General features: G+C 56.4%; 15 protein-coding genes. 8 read left to right on the plus strand and 7 right to left on the minus strand.

What is annotated here, in order from left to right; translation table 11 throughout:
- Positions 1–39: 39 nt before the first annotated feature.
- Entirely contained in the window at positions 40–645 is a 606-nt protein-coding gene (locus tag DXX3274_RS12705) for an FMN-dependent NADH-azoreductase (protein ID WP_042860060.1), read from the plus strand.
- Positions 646–725: 80 nt separating this feature from the next.
- Here DXX3274_RS12705 and DXX3274_RS12710 read toward each other — a convergent pair whose 3' ends face one another.
- Together DXX3274_RS12710 and DXX3274_RS12715 are read right to left on the minus strand one after the other, a co-directional pair.
- Complete coding sequence (locus tag DXX3274_RS12710) at positions 726–983, minus strand: YnbE family lipoprotein (protein ID WP_050569873.1); 258 nt, start codon at positions 981–983, stop codon at positions 726–728.
- 23 nt (positions 984–1,006) lie between these two features.
- Positions 1,007–3,610, minus strand: a complete 2,604-nt coding sequence (locus DXX3274_RS12715) for a YdbH family protein (RefSeq protein ID WP_042860062.1) — start codon at positions 3,608–3,610, stop codon at positions 1,007–1,009.
- Positions 3,611–3,916: 306 nt separating this feature from the next.
- On the opposite strand from DXX3274_RS12715, the gene DXX3274_RS12720 reads away from it, so the two are divergent.
- Both DXX3274_RS12720 and DXX3274_RS12725 read left to right on the plus strand, forming a co-directional pair.
- The gene (locus DXX3274_RS12720) at positions 3,917–5,470 is read left to right on the plus strand and encodes a PAS domain-containing methyl-accepting chemotaxis protein (RefSeq protein ID WP_042860063.1); all 1,554 of its coding nucleotides are present in this window, start codon (positions 3,917–3,919) and stop codon (positions 5,468–5,470) included.
- A gap of 195 nt (positions 5,471–5,665) precedes the next feature.
- On the plus strand, positions 5,666–6,658 hold the full coding sequence (locus DXX3274_RS12725) for a 2-hydroxyacid dehydrogenase (protein ID WP_039694919.1): 993 nt from the start codon (positions 5,666–5,668) through the stop codon (positions 6,656–6,658).
- A gap of 46 nt (positions 6,659–6,704) precedes the next feature.
- On the opposite strand, the gene DXX3274_RS12730 is transcribed toward DXX3274_RS12725, so the two are convergent.
- Positions 6,705–6,983 (minus strand): DUF333 domain-containing protein, encoded by a 279-nt coding sequence (locus DXX3274_RS12730; protein WP_042860064.1) that lies wholly within the window; start codon positions 6,981–6,983, stop codon positions 6,705–6,707.
- 315 nt (positions 6,984–7,298) lie between these two features.
- On the opposite strand from DXX3274_RS12730, the gene DXX3274_RS12735 reads away from it, so the two are divergent.
- Positions 7,299–9,263 carry a methyl-accepting chemotaxis protein gene (locus tag DXX3274_RS12735; protein ID WP_042860065.1) on the plus strand — a complete coding sequence of 655 codons (1,965 nt, stop codon included), beginning with the start codon at positions 7,299–7,301 and terminating at the stop codon, positions 9,261–9,263.
- Between the two features lie 109 nt (positions 9,264–9,372).
- On the opposite strand, the gene DXX3274_RS12740 is transcribed toward DXX3274_RS12735, so the two are convergent.
- The 4 genes from DXX3274_RS12740 to DXX3274_RS23770 all read right to left on the minus strand — a co-directional run bounded on the left by DXX3274_RS12740 (position 9,373) and on the right by DXX3274_RS23770 (position 11,771).
- Positions 9,373–9,870 (minus strand): hypothetical protein, encoded by a 498-nt coding sequence (locus DXX3274_RS12740; RefSeq protein WP_042860066.1) that lies wholly within the window; start codon positions 9,868–9,870, stop codon positions 9,373–9,375.
- On the minus strand, positions 9,867–10,241 hold the full coding sequence (locus DXX3274_RS23760) for a hypothetical protein (RefSeq protein ID WP_152495262.1): 375 nt from the start codon (positions 10,239–10,241) through the stop codon (positions 9,867–9,869). Before DXX3274_RS23760 ends, DXX3274_RS12740 begins: the two co-directional genes overlap by 4 nt.
- Positions 10,242–10,749: 508 nt before the next feature.
- Positions 10,750–11,265, minus strand: coding sequence for a hypothetical protein (locus DXX3274_RS23765; RefSeq protein ID WP_042860069.1), 516 nt, complete (start codon positions 11,263–11,265; stop codon positions 10,750–10,752).
- A 254-nt stretch (positions 11,266–11,519) separates the two neighbouring features.
- Positions 11,520–11,771, minus strand: a complete 252-nt coding sequence (locus tag DXX3274_RS23770) for a hypothetical protein (protein ID WP_042860073.1) — start codon at positions 11,769–11,771, stop codon at positions 11,520–11,522.
- Between the two features lie 2 nt (positions 11,772–11,773).
- Between DXX3274_RS23770 and DXX3274_RS23775 the strand changes: the two genes are divergently transcribed.
- The 4 genes from DXX3274_RS23775 to ttcA all read left to right on the plus strand — a co-directional run bounded on the left by DXX3274_RS23775 (position 11,774) and on the right by ttcA (position 14,672).
- On the plus strand, positions 11,774–12,505 hold the full coding sequence (locus DXX3274_RS23775; protein WP_152495263.1) for a pesticin C-terminus-like muramidase: 732 nt from the start codon (positions 11,774–11,776) through the stop codon (positions 12,503–12,505).
- A 162-nt stretch (positions 12,506–12,667) separates the two neighbouring features.
- Positions 12,668–13,117: a lysozyme inhibitor LprI family protein gene (locus tag DXX3274_RS12765; RefSeq protein ID WP_038668351.1), complete on the plus strand. Its 450-nt coding sequence runs from the start codon at positions 12,668–12,670 to the stop codon at positions 13,115–13,117.
- A 57-nt stretch (positions 13,118–13,174) separates the two neighbouring features.
- Positions 13,175–13,612, plus strand: coding sequence for a lysozyme inhibitor LprI family protein (locus DXX3274_RS12770; RefSeq protein ID WP_042860076.1), 438 nt, complete (start codon positions 13,175–13,177; stop codon positions 13,610–13,612).
- A gap of 118 nt (positions 13,613–13,730) precedes the next feature.
- On the plus strand, positions 13,731–14,672 hold the full coding sequence (gene ttcA, locus DXX3274_RS12775; RefSeq protein ID WP_042860078.1) for a tRNA 2-thiocytidine(32) synthetase TtcA: 942 nt from the start codon (positions 13,731–13,733) through the stop codon (positions 14,670–14,672).
- Positions 14,673–14,777: the final 105 nt, after the last annotated feature.

Here is a 14,777-nt window from a genome sequence, read left to right on the forward strand (position 1 = left end):
GACGGTTGTCGCCCTGGCACACCTAACAAGGAATTGGCAATGAGCAAAGTACTCGTTCTGAAATCAAGTATTCTGGCTGACTTCTCCCAGTCTAACCAGCTGGCCGATCACTTTACCGCCTCCTGGCAGGCAGCCCACCCCGCCGACACCATTACCGTGCGCGACCTGGCTGCCAAACCGGTACCGGTGCTGGATGGCGAACTGGTTGGCGCGCTGCGTCCTTCCGACAAACCGCTGACGCCGCGTCAGCAGGACGCGCTGGCCCTGTCCGACGAGCTGATTGCCGAACTGCAGGCGCACGATGTCGTCGTGCTGGCCGCCCCGATGTACAACTTCAGCATCCCGACCCAGTTGAAGAACTATTTCGACTTCATCGCCCGCGCTGGCGTAACATTCCGCTACACCGAGCAGGGTCCGGAAGGTCTGGTGAAAGGTAAACGCGCACTGGTGCTGACCAGCCGCGGCGGCATCCACAAAGACGCGCCGAGCGATCTGCTGACCCCGTACCTGCGTCTGTTCCTGGGCTTCATCGGCATCAGCGACGTGGAATTCGTGTTTGCGGAAGGTTTCGGTTACGGCCCGGATATGGCGCAGAAAGCGCTGCAGGGCGCTAAAGAAGAGCTGTCTCAGCTGGCGTCCGCGTAACGGCTACGTATTAACTCCCCTCATACTCGCCGCCGTGTTGCCTTGACAGCAACTATCCGTGTCGCGGTACACGGCGGATTTCACTCTTCCTGTTTTTTATCTTGCATTCTGGCTTTGTCTTGCGCGTCTGTCGGCGCGCTTTTCTTTATTTGATCGCCAATGCGGTTATCCGACTTCTCCAGCAGTTGCACCGTCTCTTTATCCGTGCGGATGCGAATGTCGTGCTCAATGTGCACATTCATGTTGATGGTGATCGGCTCTTTCGGTGCAGCCACCTCAATGCGCGGGGTGCAGCCGGCCAGCAACACGGCAGCCATCGCGGCACAGGCTGTTTTCATCTTATTCCCCTCCTCATCGTTAATTACTCCGCGACCTGCTGCTCCAGCGAGGCCTTCAGGTTATCGCCAAAGCGCAGGCTGTGCCACAGCTGGAAAATGTTCTCCTGCTGGCGGTAATTCAGCACAATGTCGCGCCGCGACTGGTCGTCCATCACACTGTGGCCGGTAATACGCGACACCAGCGTCAATTCGCCGCGCTGGCTGAGTTCCAGCGTTACCCAGGAACGCCCGATCTCCATATAGCGCAGCCAGGCCACCGCCGCGGCGTTGGCTAGGCTATTTTGCGCCAGCTTATCCGCCAGTTGCGGGTCCAGCTGCACCGTCAGCGGCGTGTCATTAGTGAGTTTGCCGTCCTGCACCAGCATCGAAGGATGATTGAAATTCAGTGGCAACACCCCGCTTACCCGGCCGGACATCGACAATTTTTTCGCCCGCAACCCGTTTACCAGTTCGCCGAGATCGATACCCTGCAGCCGCAACACCGCGGCGTCATGCGCGGGCAGGCGCAGCGGCGACAACGACAGGTGACCGTCCAGCACGTCCATATCCAACTGCGCCAGCGTCAGCGGGCGGCGTTCGCTGTAGGGATAGGCGCCGTACACCTGCACGTCGATATTCCGTATCGGGAACACGCTATCCAGCCGGTTGATGCGCAATGTCACCGGCTGGGAAATTCCCAGTTGCCAGCGGTGGTTTTCAAACCGGTACGGCAGTACAAAATTGACGCCGCTGACCTCGCCATCCTGCAGCCAGGCGCCGCCATTTTTCACCACCCAATGGCCACCGGCGCGAAATCCCTGGCCGCGGGCAGCGGAAAACGCGGTCTGCGCGTAAAACTGACCGGTACGAATCGCCAGTTCCCAGGCCGGCGGCAGCAACGTCTGGAACACCCGTAACGGCTGAGGCGACCACCAACCGTTGCCGCGCAGGCGTTTCCCGTCCCAGCGGCCGTTGAGTTGGATCGGGCCGACCGGATCCGCCTGTAACTGGCCACGCCACTGGAAGTCTTGCGGATTGCGCCCGCGAATATCAACGGTCAGCTCGGTGGCGGGCAACATGCCGGCGCCCTGAAAATTCACCTGTTTCGCCGCCAGTCGCAATGTCCCGTGCAGCGAAGCCGCCGCCGGATCGCGTCGCCAGCGCAACGGCTCGGTCAACGTCAGCCGCGGCTGGTCAACCGTCACCACGCCGTAACGTAGCTGGTTAAGGCCGCTGGATAAGGACGCTATCTCTATCAGTTCATCCTGCCAGCGACCATGCCCGGCGATGTCCCAGCGCCCCTGCAACGGCGGCAAATGCCCTTCGCCCCAATAACGCCAGCGCCAGTCGCCGCTATCGGGCCAGAACTGTTGCGCTTTGCCATCCAGATGCAGCCGGAAACGCCCCCAATAGCTATCGCGCACTTTCACAATCGCCTGCAACCGGCCGCTGACGCCCTGCCGGGTGACCTGGATGCCGGCCAGCGGCCAGCGCGCTTCTTCCAGCGTTACCGTCGGGCGCGGCGAACCCCAGGCCCGTAATAACGAACCGGGCAACAGCACCACGGTTGGATCCAGCACGGCGCCCTTCACCGTTCCCGGCAACGACGCGAAAATCGATAGATCGGGCAGATTAGCCTGCCCGGTAAGCTGAAAGCGGATATCGCTGTCGCTCAGGCCCAAATTGCCGGGCCCCAGCGACAACACCGCGTTGGCGCGACCGTTGTGCCCTTGCGTCAGCACATTAAGCCGCGCCTCCAGCCGTAACGGATCGTGCAAATTCAGCACGTCATACAGCGTCAACGCGATGCCGCCTGCCAGCGGCTGGCTGGCGTACGGCCAGCGCCAGCGGCCATCGTGAATGCGAAGGTTGCCATCGCTCACCTGCCACGGCAACGTCAGCAAGGGTTCCGTCATCGACGCCACGCCGACCGTCAGCTCGCCCTGATTGCCATGCCAGCGCAGTGTGGCGCTGGCCGGCTCCGGTAACCACAGCGGCAGTTGCTGCCCCCGCACTTCGCCCTGCTCCGGTAGACGGTTGAGCGCCGGCGCCAGTTGCATCGCGCCGTTGATCTGCAGCGGCGGGCGCTCCGTCGTGGCGCTCATCTGACCTTGTTGTAGCGTCAGCTCGGTGCCGTGCAGTTCAGCCTGTAGCTGGAGCTGGTCGTTCTGAATGCGGAGTTGCTGACGCAATGCGTCAGTGGAGAGTTGCAGGCTGCCGGCCTGCGTCAGCCAGGGGGTGATGGCGAAACGATGCAGTATCAGCTCGGCTTGCGGCAGCCGCTGTTGCCACTGGGCCAGCAGCGGGGTAGTCATGCCGGAGGAAACCGGCCATTGTTGCAGGCAGGCGGCATCCAGCGTCAGCGACTCCGCCTCCAGCCGCCAGCGCCCTTCCCGATAGCGAACCAGCAGGCCCGCCAGCGTAGCCGGTTGGCACTGCGCCAGACGCAGTTGCACATCAGGCAGCCAGAATCCGCCTTGCCGCCAGCCCGGCGGTTCGTGCAGCGCGAGGCTGACCCCGACGGGCAAATAGGGCCGCAGCAACACCGGCAGCCAGCGCGGCATGGTCCAGCAGGCGGTCGCCACGCCCAGCGCCAGCACGAACGCCAACGCAGCCAGCCAGCCTGCATAGCGCATTAACTTCAGCATGGGTTATGTTTCGGGTTGATTCCGGTCGTCATCACTTTGTCATTCAGTGCGAATAGTTACGGTTTATGAACCAAAAGTCACCATTCAGTTCACATTCCCCCGCAAAATCCGTACATGTCAATTACCTGATCGTGATAAAATTTTTACATAAGCGCAGTATCTGACTACACCACGCGCCGGTTACAGGCTCTGTGACGCCGTGGCGCGAGCGTCGATCCGGCCCGGATTATACATTCATCAATATTGTTGCTTATTCAAACAATACGGACCTGCTTTACCCTTCAATATCGCAAAAAGGGATGCTCCATGCGTAAAAATTATCCAGTCAGTCAACGTCAGTATCCGCTGGATGCCAAGATCAAACTGATGTCGGTGACCACCCCTGATAGCCACATTACCTACGCCAACGCCGATTTCATCAAAGTCAGCGGCTACGAGCCGGAAGAACTGATGAATCAGCCGCATAATATTATCCGCCATCCTGATATGCCACCCTCCGCCTTCGCGGACATGTGGAATACCCTAAAAGCCGGAAAAATCTGGACTGGGGTGGTCAAAAACCGTCGTAAGAACGGTGACCACTATTGGGTACGCTCCAGCACGACGCCTTTGAAACGCGACGGCAAGCTGATGGGCTACATGTCGGTGCGCACCGCGGCGACGGCGGAGGAAATCAGCCAGGCCGAAGCGCTCTACGCCCAGGTAAATCAGGGCTTGTTGAAGAACCGCGCCTTCCATCACGGCCTGCTGGTTTACACCGGCCCGCTGAAATGGTTAAGCCTGTTCAAAACCATGCCGCTGCGCTGGCGCATCCGCAGCTACTTTGGCTTGCTGGGGCTGCTGCCGCTGGCCGTCGCGTTCGCGCTTCTGCCCAAAACTGCGCTGGTCTGGGGGCTGTTTCCGGCCTTAATTGCGTTCGCCTGCCTGTTCTGCGAACTGCTGGTGCAACACGTCGCCAGGCCGGTGGAACAGATTCTGGAACAGGCGATGCGCTCCGCGGCCGGTCAGGCCAATAGCCTGGCCCAGCTCAATCGCGCCGATGAAATCGGTATGCTGATGCGCGCCGTCAACCAATCCGGCATGAACTTCCGCACCTTTGTCGATGACGTCAACGCCAACCTGCAGGAGCTGAAAATCGCCTGCAGCGAAATCGCGCAGGGCAATCACATTCTGGCGGAGTGTTGCGAAAAAACCGAAGAGAGCCTGCAGCAAACCGCCGCCTCGGTGGAGCAGTTAACCGCCACGATCAAGAGCAATGCCGACGCCTCGCTGCGCGCATCGCAGTACGCGGAAGACGTCAATCAGGTGGTTAATGTGGGCGAACAGGCGGTATCGGAGGTCGCCAATACCATGGAGGCGATCACCAGCGCCAGCGAACGTATCACCGATATCATCAGCGTGCTGGACAATCTGGCGTTCCAGACCAACATTCTGGCGGTCAACGCCGCGGTGGAAGCCGCCCATGCCGGGGAACAAGGCAAGAGCTTCGCGGTGGTGGCCAGCGAAGTGCGCTCGCTGGCGCAGCGCAGCGCCGCTTCCGCCAAAGACATCGCCGCACTCATCGATAACACGCTGTCCAGCATTCGCGCCGGCGATCAGCAGGTTGCGCATACCAACCGCTCGATGAACAACATTCTGGTCAAAGTGCAGGACGTCACCCATCTGATGAACGATATCAGTCTGGCTACCAAGGAGCAGTCGCAGGGATTGCAACAGATCAACGACGCGGTCAACCGTATCGATGAACTGACCCATCAGAATACGGCGTTGGCCAGCCAATCCAACTCCGCCACCGGGCATCTGCAGCAGCAAATCGCCAGCATGGCGCAGGCGGTTTCGGTATTCGGCGCGTCAAAATAAACGACGTCATCCATTCAGGAGGGGAACTCCCCCCTCCTTTATTTCTCCCGCAGGCTCACCCATCACAACCTTTTCAATCCGTTATCATGACAAGGGTAACAGTTTGTCTGTTCATGGTTTTCTGCTAGCTTACTCTGGCTGCCTCCGTCACCACGTATGACGGCGCGGCTGACAATACCCTGTGGAGAAACAATCATGAAGCTGGCGATTTACAGTACCAAACAGTATGACCGCAAATACCTTGAGCAGGTGAATCAGCAGTTCGGGTATGAGCTGGAGTTTTTCGATTTCATGCTTAGTCCGCGCACCGTCAAAATGGCCGCCGGCTGCGATGCCGTCTGCATCTTCGTCAACGACGAAGCCGGGCGCGAGGTGCTGACGGAACTGGCGAACACCGGCATCAAGATACTGGCGCTGCGCTGCGCCGGTTTTAACAACGTCGATCTGGACGCCGCCCGCGAGCTGGGGATCCAGGTAGTGCGCGTGCCGGCCTACTCGCCGGAGGCGGTGGCGGAACACGCGATAGGCATGATGATGAGCCTGAACCGCCGCATTCACCGCGCCTATCAACGCACCCGCGACGCCAATTTCTCGCTGGAAGGGCTGATTGGCTTCAACATGTATCAGCGCACCGCCGGGGTGATCGGCACCGGCAAAATCGGCATCGCCACCCTGCGCATCCTCAAAGGGTTCGGCATGACGCTGCTGGCGCACGACCCTTACCCGAACCCACAGGCGCTGGAACTGGGCGCGGAGTATGTCGATCTCGATACCCTGTACGCCCGGTCGGACGTCATTTCGCTGCACTGCCCGCTGACGCCGGAGAATCACCATCTGCTCGACCGCGATGCGTTTGCGCGCATGAAAAACGGGGTGATGATCATCAACACCAGCCGCGGAGGGCTGATTGACTCGCAGGCGGCGATCGACGCGCTGAAACAGCAGAAAATCGGTTCGCTGGGCATGGACGTTTATGAAAACGAACGCGATCTGTTCTTTACCGACAAATCCAACGACGTGATTCAGGACGATGTGTTCCGCCGGCTCTCCGCCTGTCATAACGTGCTGTTCACCGGCCATCAGGCCTTTTTGACGGAAGAAGCGCTGACCAGCATCTCCGAAACCACGCTGCACAACATCAAACAGCTTAGTGAAGGCGCGCCCTGCCCGAATCTGGTCAATCCCTGATCGTCCAACCGGTGGCGCCATGCCGCCGGTTATCAGCTAACCCGGCTCACCCCGCCGGACAGCTGCCGTTCATCAACGCCGCTTCGTCGCAGCGCTTGCCATTGGCCAGCAGACAGGTGCCGATGCTCGCCCCGCTCAGTTGACGCGACACCCCCATGCGCCCGCCCGCCAGCGTACAGTTCACCTCCGCCGGCGTGCCCTGTCCCTGCCACATCGCGCGCTGCGGCGCTACCGATTCCGAAACCTGCGCCGATTCCGTTTGTCCGCCACTGCAAGCCACCAGCATCAGGGTGGCGCCCGCCACCAGCCATTGCGGCATAGTCATGTTTTTGTCGACTCCTGTGTCGTAAATATGAAAGGTAGTCAGCCAATTTTACCGCCACACGGCAGAACTCGGCCTAATCCTATTTACCCTACTTCTTTGCCCCACTTCTTTACCACATTTTTGCGGTGTGAGCAGCAACGGTCCGACACCGGTTTTCACCTCTCATGTTTTTACTCACGGTAAGTAACAAATACAATTATTTTCAGGGCGATAAATTATATGATCTTATTTTTCAGCCACTAAAGGCAGCAGATCGTTGGTCGATTAATGGTTAGGCTGATAAGCAATCAGCGCCATCGCCAACGGGAGTAGATAATGGCACCTGCAAGAAAGCGTTTTTTTGACATGCATGTCGCAACCAAGCTGTACCTGGGTTTTGCAATGATTTTGTTTTTAGTGGTTCTTTCCTCAGCACTGAGCATCCACCGTTTTTCGACCATCAAGGCGTACTACGGTAAGACCGACCTGATGCACACCGTCATCATGGATATTTTTCAGGTCAAAATCGCCAGAACAAAATATTTCGCCAGCAATGACAATGAACCTTACGACACCATGCTCAGCTACAGCAATGACCTGGCTAAAAATCTGGCGCAAGGTAGCCAGTTATATACCGAAAGCGAATTCAGGGATCCGCTGGCCCGCATGCAGAAACACCAGGCCGCACTACAGCAATCCATCGGCGAAATGGCCCGCGCCAAACAAGCGCTGACCGACGCCAGCGCCCGGTTCAGCCGTATTCCGGTCGACGGCGCTATCTCCCGCTTTCGCAGCAGCCTGGCGGCCACCGCGTTTGCATCCGACAGCGACCGGGAAAAAGCGACGGCGCTGGCTCTGGCGCTGGCGTCTTACAAAGCGACAGCCGATGCCGTCGTGATTGAGCGCACGCCTGCCGCGCTTAGCACCCTGCAAAGTCGTTTCAGCGATATCGAAAAAAGTTACCGCGATCTGTCCGCGCTGCTCCCGGCCGACCAGAAAACGGCGCTGGATGAATTCTGGGGCAATATCGTCAGCCTGAAAACAGGCGCAGAAGGCTACCTGAACGCTTATCAGGCGTTGTCGGGCGCAGAAGCGGCGGTGAAAACCGATGGCGATAATGTCAGCAATATCGCCAAAGAGGTCATCAGCCGCCTGAGCGAAATCAACACCACGCTCACCAGCGACGCCATCACCGGCGCCACCGCATTCGCCTTGCTGGCGTTGGTGTTCGGCCTGCTGATATCGCGCTATATTACCCGCCAGATTACTGCGCCGGTGTCCCACAATCTGGCGTTGGCGGAACGTATCGCCAGCGGCGACCTGACCGCCAGCATCGAAACCGACCGTCACGATGAACTGGGCCAGTTGACCGCAGCGATGGCGGGCATGAACGAACGGTTGCGTCAGATGATCGGCAATATCCGCGACAGCGTGGGCAGCGTGGCGGCATCCGCGGCGCAAATCGCCCACGGCAACCACGAACTGTCGTCCCGCACCGAGCAGCAATCCGCCGCCGTCGTGCAGACCGCCGCCAGCATGGAACAGCTGACCTCAACGGTGAAAAACAACGCCGACAACGCCCGCCATGCCAGCCAGATCGCGGCGGAGGCGTCCAGAGACGCGCACACGGGCGGCGGCGTGGTGCAAAACGTGGTCAATACCATGAATGACATCGCCGTCAGTTCGAAAAAAATCTCCGATATCACCGACGTCATCAACAGCATCGCCTTTCAGACCAACATCCTAGCGCTTAATGCCGCGGTGGAAGCGGCGCGCGCCGGCGAACAAGGGCGTGGTTTCGCGGTGGTCGCCGGCGAGGTACGCAATTTGGCGCAGCGCAGCGCTCAGGCCGCTCGGGAAATCGCCAGCCTGATCGCCGAGTCCGTGACCCGCATTAATACCGGCTCGGTGCTGGCGGCGGAAGCCGGCGACGCCATGCAGAAAATCCTGCTCTCGGTCTCCCGCGTCAACGACATCATCGGTGAAATCGCCTCCGCGTCCGATGAACAGCGCCGCGGCATCGAGCAGATCGCCAGCGCGGTCGGCGAACTGGACTCCACCACCCAGCAAAACGCGTCGCTGGTGACGGCGTCCGCGTCGTCCGCCAGTTCGCTGGAAGAGCAATCGATACAACTGGAGGCGCTGGTGAGTCATTTCCGGTTGGCGCAGGATAATCAGCCGTTATTGCCCCGGCACACGGCACTGCCCGCCAGTCGTTCCCCTGCTCCCGCCTTGAGCCAGGCCAGGTTGACCCTCGACGCTAAAAACCGTCAGAGCCGGCAGGACTGGGAAAGCTTCTGAACAACCTTTCGCTGTAATCAGCAGTAAAAAAACCGGCAGGGATGCCGGTTTTATGACAGGAAGCCTGGTAAATCGCCACGGACTTTATGCCGTTGCCGCGGTTGTCCGGTTAGCGATCCTCGATCGAATGCGTCTCGACTTTCTCCGTCAGCGACACTTCAACCTTAATGTCATCCGTCAGGGTCAGCATCGCCTTCTTATCCGGGCTTACCACTGCCGTACGCTGCGGGATAATGAACTGGCGCACGCTCTCGCCCTCAATCATATCCTTACCGTTTTCAACGCCATGCCGCGCCGACAACAGATAATTCACCATGCCGTTATAGGTGATCCGATAATCACCGCCGGACGACTCAACCCGATAGTTGAGGGTAATCTTCGGCAACGCCGCTTTATAAGTGCCGCGGATCTCATCCCAGCGCGCCGGGTTACCCGTCAGATAGACGGAATCCACCCAGTTGGTATTGTTCTGCAGCACATGGGCGGTGGTGTAGGAAAAGTAATACGGCGAGATAAACGTACTGTTCAGGCTCGTGGTTTTCGTACTGAATATTGAACATCCTGACAGCATCGCCGTGGCCGCCACGGCCAGGAACAGTTTCTTCATGGGTATTTTTCTCTTTTTGCCAACAGTTTCACCCCGAACAGGGGCCGGGCCAGTTTTTCTGTCATGACCTGCCAGACAACACACACGCAGGCAACGAGTTGCGCCCATAGAATAACAGTGATTCTGCGGGTTGATGGAGTGAAAAAGGGGCAAGTCGGGGGATATTTATCCGTATCGACAACCACCAGCCTGCGCCTGAAATCCATCAACCTGTTTGCTGAGCCGCCAACCAACACGCCTGAATAGTTTAATCGCTCACAAACGATAATATAACGCCATCGTTCTTCTGCATGACGCTGAAATATACCCGACTTCAGATCGTAATAACGCTGAAGCGGCCTCCCATTTATCCAGTTGGCGTTAATTTTCATGATTGACGTCAAATAACATTGTTATTAAACGCCTATGAAAAAAAATAACACCACCCGGAAACAACTCTTCGTCGTGATAAAAAAAACGCGCTCTTTTGCGAAGAAAACAGAAATAACGACCCATTCCCGGCAAAATGGCCGCTACGACTAGCGGCACGGCATCGAGCTATTCCAACCCCCCGTCAGCTGGATTGGACAATATTCGCTTGCCCGCACCGGAAGCCGGCCTGCCGGGCGCTCCTGCCCCTGCCGCCAGCCAGCCGACGCCTCCGGCCGCACCGCCGGTGGCAACCGTTCCGCCGCTGCCCAAATTTAACAAGCCGCACGCTGAAACGGCCGCAGCGCCGTCCGCACCAGCGGCACAACCATCAACCTCCAGCGCGGCGCCGCAGCCCAGCCTGCCGTCCCCGGCACCGGCACCGGTTGCCGCCGCTCCCGCAGCGGAACCCCCGGCAACCCAGGAACCGGCCACGCCGCCGTTTGCACCTGACTATGCAGCAGTTGGAAATCAACTAAGCAAACTGATGTCCGGCATGGCCGCGCCGTTGTCGCGGCTGGCGGGCACAGTACCGGGATTGCTCTCTTCCGCGTCTAAATCCATAACGCAGGCAGCCAAAGCCAACTCCAGCGTGGCCGCCTCTAAGCCGGCTTCGGTTGAATCCAAAGCCACAGCACCAACAGTTAACACCGCGGAAGCCAAGCCCATTGAGGTTAAGCCGATCGAGGTTGATGTTAAAGTCAACGCGGTTACACCGGCTTCTTCGTCTGCTGCATCAACGCCTGCTGCCATGCCATTAGCCGGTAATGCAACAGCATCGTCACCCAAACCTATCGCAACGGTAACCTGGAATCCTGCGACTACAATAAGTTCACTACGGCGCAATGCAGGTAATGCATCCACAAAATATTGTGCAAGAGCCGTTGTAGATGCAATTAGAGCAGGCGGAACACGAATCGAAGGTGCTAACGCAAAGGATCTCGGTCCAAAACTAATTGCCGCAGGTTTTACCGCCATATTTTCCATGCCAAGACCGTCAAGAGAATATGACCGGAGCAATCTCCTTCCCGGCGATGTAGTTGTATTAGAAGGGTTTAATCAAGACGAACGCAAAGGGATAAAAAAAGACCATACTTTTGGCCATGCCGCCATGTACGACGGCAGCAAATGGATTTCCGACTTCCATCAACCCGGATTCTATCCCGGCGAGGATTACCGAAAGGCACTGCCCGGCTACACCATTTACCGAATGGTTGCCACGCAGGCTCAGATTAATGCCATCAACGCTTCTCAGAGGGGCGAGTCGGCACCCCAAACACCGGTAGCAATGCCTTCTGTACCGGCAACGCGCCCGGCCCAGCCATCTGTACCGGTATCTCGCCCTGCGCCGCAAGCAGTGCGACCATCTGCGCTAGCATCGCGCCCTGCGCAGCAGGCAGTACAACCATCTGTGCCAGCATCGCGCCCTGCACCGCAAGTAGTACAACCATCGGTACCGGCATCGCGCCCCGCGCCGCAGGCAGTACGGCCATCTATGCCAGCATCTCGCCCTGCGATCGCCGAATCGCTGCCCACGGTATCGGGTGGGAGCAATTCTCAGTCCGAACCGACAGAAAGTGTCTCAGCACAGGGAAATAGTCGCCAGATACCGACTGTACTCAAAGGGAAGGTGACATATGATGCTGAAGGACGTGAAGAGAGAGGGCAGTATTTTAGTCGACAGATTCACTATCCTGAATCAAAGGACCCCAGTGTTGCAGCAAAGACCGGTGTTACAATCGGTCGAGGATATGATATGGGGGAAAGAACTCAGGCACAAGTTTATAATGACTTAATAGCGGCAGGAATCCCAGCCTCTCAGGCATCAAGGATATCTGTTGCCGCGGGGAAAAAAGGAATAAACGCAAAAATATTTGTTAATGATAATAAAGATATCGGAGAAATTACTACAGAACAACAAATTAAGCTATTCAATAATATCTATCCCGCTTATGAAAGTAGAGCTCAGTTGCGTTATAAAGAAAAAACCAAAGGCATGAGGAATGTAACAAAGTGGGAAGACCTTAACCCCGCCATTCGAGATATTTTAGTAGATATTGTTTATCAAGGATTTCAAGGTAAGCAAGCAATGCCAGCTGCATCACAGAATAACATTGACCAGTTCATAACCTTCCTAAATAATAACAAAGAATATCAGCAGTATGAAAAAGGCCGACATAGGGTCGCCTATCTTCAGAAGGAAAAAAATCGAATCAACAAAAATTAAACTTACTAACAACTTCGCGCCCACCATCGGATTTGGTGGGCAGCGAATTGATGGGCATAGTCGCGTTAATCAGAGAAAGTCATCAAACCAATTGTCACTTTAAACAATTTACACCACATAATAAAAAAGTTATCATCCTCTTCAAACCAAGGAGGACCTTTAATGAAGAAAAAACTCTCACTATTACTACTTTTATTTCCACTGACGGGAATGACAGCCGCCATTGATAAAAATCACTCCGATATCTATCAGCAGTATTATGCCAAAATGGTAGGCAATGTTTGCAACAATCTCACCAACAAAGACAGCGAGATGGGAATCTATCAGTGTGCGACATTAATGAAAAAAGATGCCGACGCAAAACTCACCGCACGCATCAACGAGATTAACCAGGAACTCAGTCAGTTAAGCGATGATGATGATAAAGAGTTTATAAAATCCTTCAAGGAAGATCAGTTGCAATGGGAGCGTTACCGCAATAAGCGTTGCAAATTGCGGGTGGCAAATTTAGAACAAGACTCTCCACAATATATATCTGAAACATTCTTGTGTCAGGCCGTAGAAAGTTACCGCAGGATAGAAGTGCTGATTGATGAACCTGACCGGCCCTGACCTCGTGATGAATTAATATTGCCGCCTTATTCACTTTGCGACAAAAGGACAAATACAATGAAACGAAACAGCGCTCTTCTTTTACTTCTCCTGCTCCCGCTGACAGTCATAGCGAATGACGCTCAGGAAATGAATCCCTACAATGCGTTAAGCGATCAAGCTGAACAAGGATTATGCAAAGACCTTTATGAACACGGCATTTATCTTGAAATGATACAATGCTCATCCCGGTTACAAGAAGACTCGGAGCAAAAACTTAAACAACAACTGGACCTATTAAATAACGCCCTGAAAACCGCAGGAGATACCAAACGTCTCGCATTGCTGGCAGAAGAACAGGCAGAATGGGAAAAATACCGGGCGACACGATGCCGTTTTCGTGGCCTACACGTCATTCCAGAAAGCAGTGTATACTATGATTGGCTGGCTACCTGTCAGGCGGCAGAAAACTATCGTCGGATAGAAACGCTAGACAGCGAACCTGGAATGCCGTAAGCCATTTTTGTCACCCTCGTGTTTATGTGCCGCCAGACTCCCCTGGCGCGCACTTAATGGTACACTTAGCCCCCAGCAATGCTGGAGCACCGGCCCCATGAACACGAGTTACCGTTAAATGTCAGAAAATCAATCTGTTACACCCAAGCAGCAGTACAACCTCAACAAATTGCAAAAGCGCCTGCGTCGCAACGTGGGCGAAGCGATCGCCGATTTCAATATGATCGAAGACGGTGACCGGATCATGGTGTGTCTGTCCGGTGGCAAAGACAGCTATACCATGCTGGAGATCCTGCGCAATCTGCAGCAAAGCGCGCCGGTGAATTTCTCGCTGGTGGCGGTGAATCTGGACCAGAAGCAGCCGGGGTTCCCGGAGCATGTGCTGCCGCAGTATCTGGACAGCATCGGCGTCGAATACAAAATTGTGGAAGAGAACACCTACGGCATCGTTAAAGAGAAGATTCCGGAAGGCAAGACCACTTGTTCGCTTTGCTCGCGCCTGCGTCGCGGCATTCTGTACCGTACCGCGACCGAACTGGGCGCCACCAAGATTGCGCTCGGCCATCACCGCGACGATATCCTGCAAACGCTGTTTCTGAACATGTTCTACGGCGGCAAACTGAAAGGCATGCCGCCGAAACTGGTGAGCGACGACGGTAAACATGTGGTGATCCGCCCGCTGGCTTACTGCCGTGAAAAAGACATCGAACGTTTTGCCGAAGCTCGCCAGTTCCCGATCATCCCGTGTAATCTGTGCGGCTCGCAGCCCAACTTGCAACGTCAGGTGATCAAGGACATGCTGCGCGACTGGGACAAACGCTACCCCGGCCGAATCGAAACCATGTTCAGCGCCATGCAGAATGCGGTGCCGTCGCATCTGTGCGACACCAACCTGTTCGATTTCAAATCGATTCGTCAGGGCAGCGAGGTGGTGGACGGCGGCGATCTGGCGTTCGACCGTGAAGAGATGCCATTACAGCCGGCAGGCTGGCAGCCGGATGAGGACGAAGAAGACAACGCCCGCCCGCTGGAACGACTAAACGTACTGGAAATTCGTTAATTCATCGGCGGCCGAACGGCCGCCATCGCTAGCGCTTTCCGTTATGCAGTCTTTTCTGATAAAAACGGATATTCATGCAAGATTCCCGCATCCACAGGCATTCGT

Origin of the sequence: Dickeya sp. NCPPB 3274, assembly GCF_000406205.1 — a bacterium.
In the GTDB taxonomy this organism is placed as follows: Bacteria; Pseudomonadota; Gammaproteobacteria; order Enterobacterales; family Enterobacteriaceae; genus Dickeya; species Dickeya fangzhongdai.